This window comes from Streptomyces sp. Ru71, assembly GCF_002920535.1.
Classification (GTDB): Bacteria; Actinomycetota; Actinomycetes; order Streptomycetales; family Streptomycetaceae; genus Streptomyces.
This window is the reverse complement of record NZ_PQSS01000092.1, coordinates 20010-27251: the sequence shown is the minus strand read 5'-3', so window position 1 is coordinate 27251 and position 7242 is coordinate 20010. Positions and strand designations below refer to the sequence as shown.

General features: G+C 73.6%; 8 protein-coding genes. 4 read left to right on the top strand and 4 right to left on the bottom strand.

Annotated features, from left to right (window positions below; all coding sequences use genetic code 11):
- Positions 1–1711: nitrate- and nitrite sensing domain-containing protein (locus tag C3489_RS33405; RefSeq protein ID WP_103785874.1), on the bottom strand; the 1711-nt coding region annotated here is incomplete at its 3' end.
- Positions 1712–1761: 50 nt separating this feature from the next.
- Positions 1762–2535, bottom strand: a complete 774-nt coding sequence (locus C3489_RS33400; protein ID WP_103785872.1) for an MHYT domain-containing protein — start codon at positions 2533–2535, stop codon at positions 1762–1764.
- Positions 2536–2694: 159 nt separating this feature from the next.
- Between C3489_RS33400 and C3489_RS33395 the strand changes: the two genes are divergently transcribed.
- Positions 2695–3294, top strand: a complete 600-nt coding sequence (locus tag C3489_RS33395; protein WP_103785873.1) for a class I SAM-dependent methyltransferase — start codon at positions 2695–2697, stop codon at positions 3292–3294.
- A 4-nt stretch (positions 3295–3298) separates the two neighbouring features.
- On the opposite strand, the gene C3489_RS33390 is transcribed toward C3489_RS33395, so the two are convergent.
- Entirely contained in the window at positions 3299–4054 is a 756-nt protein-coding gene (locus C3489_RS33390) for an alpha/beta fold hydrolase (protein ID WP_103785871.1), read from the bottom strand.
- A 118-nt stretch (positions 4055–4172) separates the two neighbouring features.
- On the opposite strand from C3489_RS33390, the gene C3489_RS33385 reads away from it, so the two are divergent.
- Positions 4173–4697: a PadR family transcriptional regulator gene (locus tag C3489_RS33385; RefSeq protein WP_103785870.1), complete on the top strand. Its 525-nt coding sequence runs from the start codon at positions 4173–4175 to the stop codon at positions 4695–4697.
- Here C3489_RS33385 and C3489_RS33380 read toward each other — a convergent pair.
- A complete protein-coding gene (locus C3489_RS33380; RefSeq protein WP_103785869.1) occupies positions 4683–5579 on the bottom strand; it encodes an oxygenase MpaB family protein in 897 nt (298 codons plus the stop codon). The two genes, C3489_RS33385 and C3489_RS33380, sit on opposite strands and share 15 nt — an antisense overlap.
- A gap of 113 nt (positions 5580–5692) precedes the next feature.
- Between C3489_RS33380 and C3489_RS33375 the strand changes: the two genes are divergently transcribed.
- Positions 5693–5989, top strand: coding sequence for a hypothetical protein (locus C3489_RS33375; RefSeq protein WP_103785868.1), 297 nt, complete (start codon positions 5693–5695; stop codon positions 5987–5989).
- Positions 5990–6145: 156 nt separating this feature from the next.
- Entirely contained in the window at positions 6146–7105 is a 960-nt protein-coding gene (locus C3489_RS33370) for a hypothetical protein (RefSeq protein ID WP_103785867.1), read from the top strand.
- The last annotated feature ends 137 nt before the right edge of the window (positions 7106–7242 follow it).

Below are 7242 nucleotides of genomic sequence, written 5' to 3'. Positions count from 1 at the left end.
CGACGGCGGTACCGACGACGGACGCCTCGGGGAGCTGGCGTACCTCCACGCGCGCGTAGTCCTCGACCTCGGAGACGGCCGCGCGGACCACGTTGGTCAGCGGGACAGGCATCCGCCAGGCCCGGCCCGGTGCGGCGCCGGAGAGGATGATCAGGCTCTCGGCGTGGCGGCGCATCCGGGTGGTGAGGTGGTCGAGCCGGAACAGGTCACCGAGTTCGTTGGGGTCCTCGGCGCGGCGTTCCATGCTGTCGAGGAGGGCGAGCTGGCGGTGGACCAGGACCTGGCTGCGGCGGGCGAGGTTGACGAAGACACCGGAGATGCCGCTGGCGAGTTCGGCGCGTTCGACGGCGGCCCGCAGGGCTGCGCGGTGCACGGTGGCGAGGGCCTCGGCGACCTGGCCGACCTCGTCCTCGGCGGGTGGTCCCGGCGGGGCCTCGGCGCGGACGTCGATCTCCTCACCGGCCCGCAGCCGGCGCATGGCCTCGGGGAGTTTGCGGCGGGCGATCTCCAGTGCGCCGTTGCGCAGGCTGACCAGTTCGACGACGAGGCCCCGGCCGATGCGCACGGAGATGACCAGGGAGGCGGCCACGGCGAGCAGCCCGAGCAGGACGGCGGCCCCGGCCGGGGTGAGCAGGCCCCGGGTGAAGGGATCGGCCCGCTCGGCGACGCCCCGGCCCGCCCGGGTCTCGATGGCGCGCATGCCGTCCTGTACGCGCGTGTGCGCGCTCTCCCAGGTGGCGGCGGGCACCGAACTCGCCGTGCGGGCGCCCGGCTTGGCGGCCAGCACCCTCTCCTCGGCGGCGTTCAGGGCGGTGTAGCCTCCGCTGCCGGCGAGGGTGTGCCAGTCGGTGGCCTCGGGACCACGCAGATCGGCTGACGCGGACTCGGTGAGGGTACGGCGAGACGCTGCGGCCCCGGTGAACAGCCGCAGCCGCTCGCCGTCGAGCCGGCCGGTGACGCGCGCCGCTGCGAGGACGGCGTCCTCCTGGGCCAGTGCCTCGCCCGCGCGGGCGAACTCCAGCAGCACGCGCGCGTCGGAGCCGAGGTCGGCGTCCTGGATGCCGGTGAGAGCGCCGCCCACGCCGAAGGCCGCGGAGACGGCGTCGGTGTACCGCTGGAAGACGTCGGTCCAGCCGGCCCGTCCGCCGAGCACCTCGGTGCGCAGCGAGCGCAGTCCGTCCACGCTCCGCACGAACGCGTCCAGGCGGCGGGAGACACCGGCGGGCAGCTCCTGGCCGTCGGCGACGGTGTTGTGGTCGCCGAGCCGCAGTACCGCCACGGCCTCGTCGGTGCGTGCGGCCAGGTCCTTGAGGGCGGCGGCGTCGCCGGCGGCGGGGTTGGTGGCGTAGCGCACGGCCGTGGTGCGCTCGGCCTGCAGGGCGGCGACCGCCGCGGTGACGGGGGCGCGCACCTGGGCGTCGACGCGCTGCAGCTGCCGCAGCCGGGAGACGTCCTGGGCGGTGCTGACGGTGGCGTACGCCCACAGGGCGAGCAGGGAGACCACCGGCACCATCAGCAGACAGACGATCTTGGCGCGCACGGTCTGGGGCCGGATCCCCCGGCGCCCGCCACGCGCGCGTGCGTCGCCCGGCGTGCTGCCCGCGGCGGATGCGGGGCCCTCGTCGGCGGGTGGTCCGGCGTGTGCGCGGCGGCCGCGCACCGGGGGCGGCGTCTCGGCGCCGGCCGTGCGGGTCCTACGGGGTGTACGCATGGCCTCCTCGTTCGGGAGTGGTCGTCGGACGGGTGGCGCGGGCCGCGGCACTAGGGGGCGACGCTCCCGACCGGTCGCTGGGCGGAGGCGGAGGCCTCGCGCTCCCCCGCTGTCGGGGACAGCGCGACGAAGGCGGAGGTGATGAAGAGGTAGGACCCGAGGCCGACGGCGAGGGGGAAGATGAACTGCATCGCCGTGGCCCCGGGCAGCGCCTCGTCGGAGGGCGTGACGTGCACGCTCACCGCGAACATCGCGGTGTAGTGCATGCTGCTGACGGCCGCGCCCATGACGAGCGAGGCGACGGAGACCGCGAGGGGCGACTTGATGTTGAGCGCCGCCCACAGGGCCGCGGTCGCCGCGACGACGGCGATCGCCACGGACAGGGCGACGCGCAGCGGGTCGTAGTGCACCTCGCCGTGCAGCCGTACGGCGGCCATGCCCAGGTAGTGCATGCTCGCGACGCCCAGCCCGGTGGTGAGCCCGCCGATCAGCAGGGCCCGGGTGCGGTCGCGGCTGTGGCCGACGGCGAACACGCCGACGCAGACGACGACCATGGCGACGACGAGGCTGAGCACGGTCAGCGGCACGTCGTAGCGGATGTCGGTGCCGGTGACGGCGAAGCCGAGCATGGCCACGAAGTGCATGGTCCAGATGCCGGTGCCGATCGCCGAGGCGGCGGTGACGAGCCAGTTGCGGCGGGCGCGTCCGGTGGCGCCGAGCGCGCGGACGGTGCAGCGCAGCCCCAGGGCGGCGCCGATGCAGGCCATCGCGTACGACAGCACGGGGGTCAGCCAGCCGAAGGCGGCGTGGTCCAGGTGTCCCATGGCCCCGGGACGCTAGGGGACACGGGTGCACAAAGGGGGCGCATTTCGAAAGTGCTGGAATATGACACAGCAGTGTGACGGAACGATCGAGTCAGGCTCGAACATGCGCACAGCTGCGTCATCCGTGTCGGTGAACGGCGATGAGGAATCATGCGGTACATGAGCGACGACCACACGCATGTTCAAGAGTTCTTCACAGCCCGCGCGGCCGACTGGGACAGCCGCTTCCCCGACGACGGCCCCGCCTACGCCGCCGCGGTCGCCGATCTCGGGCTGCGCCCCGGCGACCGGGTGCTGGACGCGGGCTGCGGCACCGGGCGCGCGCTGACCCCGCTGCGGGCGGCCGTCGGCCCGGCCGGCGTGGTCGTCGGCGCCGACCTGACCCCGGCGATGCTGCAGGCCGCGGCACGGGCCGGGCGGGACCGGGACGGGCGGTTGCTGCTCGCGGATGTGTCGGCGCTGCCGCTGCGCTCGGCGTCCCTGGACGCGGTGTTCGCCGCAGGGCTCATCGCGCATCTGCCCCAGCCCGCCGAGAACCTGCGGGAGTTGGCCCGCGTGGTGCGTCCCGGCGGCACGCTGGCGCTGTTCCACCCGATCGGCAGGGCGGCGCTCGCGGCACGTCAGGGCCGGCAGATCACCCCGGACGACCTGCGCGCGGAGCCCAACCTGCGCCCCCTGCTGGCGGGCTCCGGCTGGCGTATGACGTCGTACGTCGACCAGGACGACCGCTTCCTGGCCCTCGCCGTCAAGGAGGCCTGAGCGGTCACAGCCGCCCGGCGACCACGGCGGCGAAGACGTCGGGGTTGTCGAACATGACGTTGTGGCCGGCGCCCGGCACGGTCACCACACGGACGCCCGCCGCCCGCAGTCCCGCGGCGTCGGCCAGGTCCCCGCTGAGCTCGCCCTGGAGGTAGACGCGCTCCATGGGCAGCTCCTCAAGGATCGTGCGCATCACCGGGTCGGAGCCGCGCCGCAGCCCGACCGCACTGCGGTGCAGGGCGCGCGGATCGGCCAGCCGCATCGTGGCGGCCCACACGGGCCCCACCTTCTCCAGCACGCGCGCGTGGCCGCCGTCGACGAACTCGTCCTCCTCGTAGGACGCGATGCCGCTGCTGCCCGCCGTGGACGGCGGGTCGCGGTCGAGGTTGGCCTCGGTGAGGACCAGCCGGGAGACCAGGTCCGGCCGGCGGTGGGCGAGCACGAGGGCGACCGAGCCGCCCATGCTGTGTGCGATCAGCTCGGCGCCGGTGGCGTCCGCCGCGTCCAGGGCCGCCGCGAGAGCGTCGGCGTGCTCCTCAAGCGTGTAGCCGAAGTGCCGGGGCCGGTCGCTGATGCCGTGCCCGGGCAGGTCGACGAACAGGCTGCGCCGGCCGGCCAGCTCGGGGCGCGCGGCGATGTGCGCGTGGTAGACGAACGAGGTCGCGCCCAGCCCGTGCAGGTACACGCGCGCGGGGTCCGCGCCCGGCGTCTCCGTCCACCGGATGTGAGCGCCCTTGCCGTCGAACTCCGCCTGCTGCATCAAGTCCTCCCTCGTAGGCCGGTGTCGGCACGCCGGCGACAATACATCGGAAGCGAGGTATAGAGAAGTCGAAGTACTACGCTGCCGATGTACAGCGTGGATGAGGGAGAATGCGGGCATGCTGGAGCTCGCCATCCTCGGTTTCCTGTACGACGCCCCGCTGCACGGCTATGAGCTGCGCAAACGCATCACGGCCCTGACCGGGCACGTCCGCCCCGTGGCCGAGAGCACGCTGTATCCGGCGATCAAGCGCCTGGAGAAGGCCGGCCTGCTCGCGCGCACCACGGAGCCCGGTGCGGTCGCCGCACCACGGCACGTCCTGACCCTGACCGACGAGGGCAGGCAAGAGCTGCGCCGGCGCCTGGCGGAGCCCGGGCAGCAGGACATCACCGACGAGAACCGCTGGTTCACGGTGCTCGCCTTCCTGCGGCACCTCGACGAACCCGCCGCCCAGGCCGCCGTGCTGCGGCGCAGGCTGGCCTTCCTGGAGGAACCGGCGAGCTTCTTCTACGACGGTGACCGGCCGGTGCGCGCGGAGGAACTGACCGACCCCTTCCGGCGCGGCCTGCTGACCATCGCCCGCGCCACGTCCGAGGCCGAACTCACCTGGCTGCGCGAGACACTGGCCTCACTCGGAGGCTGAACCGTTCAGGTGCCGCACCGGACAGCCGCGCACTCCGGGAACCGGGTGGGTGCCCAGTTCGTTCAACCGGTAGCCGTCGGGGTAGCTCTTGATCTCCCAGTTCTGGCGTGCGAAGTGCGGGGTGCGCCGCGGCGGCAGCAGTCGGACCAGCCTCCCCCGGGCCCGTACCGCGCGGCGGACCAGCGCCTGGGTGGCGGGAGGGGGCGGTGTGTAACGGAAGGCGCGCAGCAGCGGCTCGTCGAGCAGGGCGAGCGTGCCGGTGCGCAGGAGGGGGGCGAGAGGGCGTGGGTACCAGGAGGCCATCAGGTCGAGCGTGGCGTCGGACACCCGGCGTGCGTTCTCGTCCCAGCCGAAGTGGGCCTCTTCGTAGGCGTCGAGGCAGGCCTCGAACTCCTCGTAGGTCTCGGGGATGTCCTTGATGCCCATGTGCCGGCCGAGATTGCGGAAGTGCGCGCTGAAGGCGGCGATCTCGTGGCGGGACAGCTTGCGCCAGCCGTAGGCGTCGATCCAGCGCCGGGGCATCACGACGAAGGTGCACAGGACGTAGCGCATGTCGTCGTTGCTGATGTCGTAGCTGCGGTGCATCTGGTTGATGCGCCGGATCGCCGTGCGGCCCGGCGTGCTGTCGAAGCCGTGCTCGACGATCGCGTCGAGCAGGAGGGCGGTGTCGTCGTAGCGCTTCTGTGAGCGGTCCGTCAGCTCGGCGGTCTCGGCGAGCAGTCGGCCGATGCTCGGCACGGCATAGGTCCGGTACAGAGCCAGCTCAAGGGATCGGGTGTAGTCCCAGGGGAACTCGTAGGCCGAGACCAGTCGAAGGATCTCCGTCGCGTCCCGGTGGGGGTCCAGCTGCCGGATCTGCCGAAGTCGCTCGTACCGCTTCACCGCATCGTCCCTCTTCTGCCGCCGGGACTCCAACTCTACGTTGAACAGCGGAAGATGAAGGGCAGGACGGAAGGGCAGGCCGGCAAACCATCGCAGGAGGAAGGGCGGTCACCATGTTCGGCAAGGTGCGCAAGGCCAGTGCCAGATTCCTCGGCTCGGCGCGGACGGGGACGAGCGCCGGGCGGACCACCCGCCCGCACAACCTCTTCGAGGCGGCCGCCGTGTACGTCTCGGCCCGCGCGGAGGATGACCAGGACCGGGTGGAGGAGGCGGCCGGCTGGGTGTCGCCGGAGGCGCTGTCGTTCGGGGTGAGCGAGCTGGCGTACCGGGCGGTCGTCGCGCTGGCCCGGGAACGCGGGGAATCACCGCGGGAGGTGGCCCGGGCGCTGCTCGGGCTGCCGGCGGCCTGAGCCGCGGCCTACGGCGTCCGAGGCGGTCGGTCAGGCGGTCGATTCGCCCCCGTCCAGGCGGAAAACTGCAGCTAGGGGTGCCCTTGTGCGTCGTGACAAGCGCCTTGGGGGCCACTAGGGTGCGCGCCGTTGGACGAAACCGATGGGGAGGCTGGGATGGCCGGGACGGACGAGGACGCCGTCGCCGCCGCGGACGATGCGCTCTATGTGCTCACGGCGGTGCTGCTGACGCCGGCGCAGTTCCCGAGTGTGCTCGGCGACGACTATCCGGAGGCCTGCGCCGCGCTCGGTCTCGCACCGCTCGCCGACGGCTACGGCCTGGTGCTCGGCCAGGACGGCGCGGGTGCGCGCTGGACGGTCGTCACGGACGACGTGTCGCTGGTCGCCGTCGCCATCGCCTCGTGGGACTGCGGCATGGAGTACGAGTTGTCACCGGACGAGCGGTCGGTCGTCGCCGCGCTCCCCGGCTGGCCGCTGCACGTCGCCGTCGCCGCGCCCGGCCTTCCCCAGCCGCACGATCCGGATCCGGACGACGCCGACGGGCCGGCGCTGTGCCCGCCGGACACGTCGTTCTGGGGTCCCGCACAGCGCCGGCTCGGTGCCGACGAGGTCGCGCTGCAGTGGGCCACGTGGCGGGAGCAGGTCGACGACAGCCGCTTCGCGCGGCCCGACGAGGGCGGCGACGGCCTGCCGGCCGGGGCGGAGGCGGAGGACGATTCCGTCGCGGCCGGGACGGAGGCGGAGGACGATTCCGTCGCGGCCGGGCCGGACGCCGAGGCGGCTCAGGCCGCCCCGCAGCCCGGGGACGCGGACTCTCGGAGCGCGGCGGATGCTCCCGGGGAGGGCTCACCGAGTGGTGTCCGCCGGGTGCTGGCGGAGGTGCGGGCCTATGTGGACACGCCGCCGCCGCTCGGCCGGGTGCGGTCGTCGTTCGCCCCGGGCGACGCGCGGACCCTGCGCGCCGACGGGCCGGGCTGGTCGCTGGTGGCCAGGACCGACGACATCGCGTTCGTGCTGCTCGACGAGCGGCCGGGCGAGGTCGTGCCGGTGGGCCGGGGCCCGGAGCTGCCGGGTCTGCTGGAGGCCCTCGACAAGGTGGCGGTGCGCCCCATCTGACAGCCCGCGGAGGCAAACTCCGTGGCGGCGCGGGCAGTGGCCGCCCGGAGCATGGTGTCCCACCCCATGCCGCGACGGCATTCACTGGGGCGCCGCACCATGGCCGGTGGGACGCCGGGACCACACCATGGGGCAGC

Bases quoted from the DNA above. Each gene is read 5' to 3' on its own strand.
- C3489_RS33385 (WP_103785870.1), top strand. From the start codon at position 4,173: ATGCTGGAGCTCGCCATCCTCGGTTTCCTGTACGACGCCCCGCTGCAC.
- C3489_RS33390 (WP_103785871.1), bottom strand. From the start codon at position 4,054: ATGCAGCAGGCGGAGTTCGACGGCAAGGGCGCTCACATCCGGTGGACG.
- C3489_RS33375 (WP_103785868.1), top strand. From the start codon at position 5,693: ATGTTCGGCAAGGTGCGCAAGGCCAGTGCCAGATTCCTCGGCTCGGCG.
- C3489_RS33370 (WP_103785867.1), top strand. From the start codon at position 6,146: ATGGCCGGGACGGACGAGGACGCCGTCGCCGCCGCGGACGATGCGCTC.
- C3489_RS33400 (WP_103785872.1), bottom strand. From the start codon at position 2,535: ATGGGACACCTGGACCACGCCGCCTTCGGCTGGCTGACCCCCGTGCTG.
- C3489_RS33395 (WP_103785873.1), top strand. From the start codon at position 2,695: ATGAGCGACGACCACACGCATGTTCAAGAGTTCTTCACAGCCCGCGCG.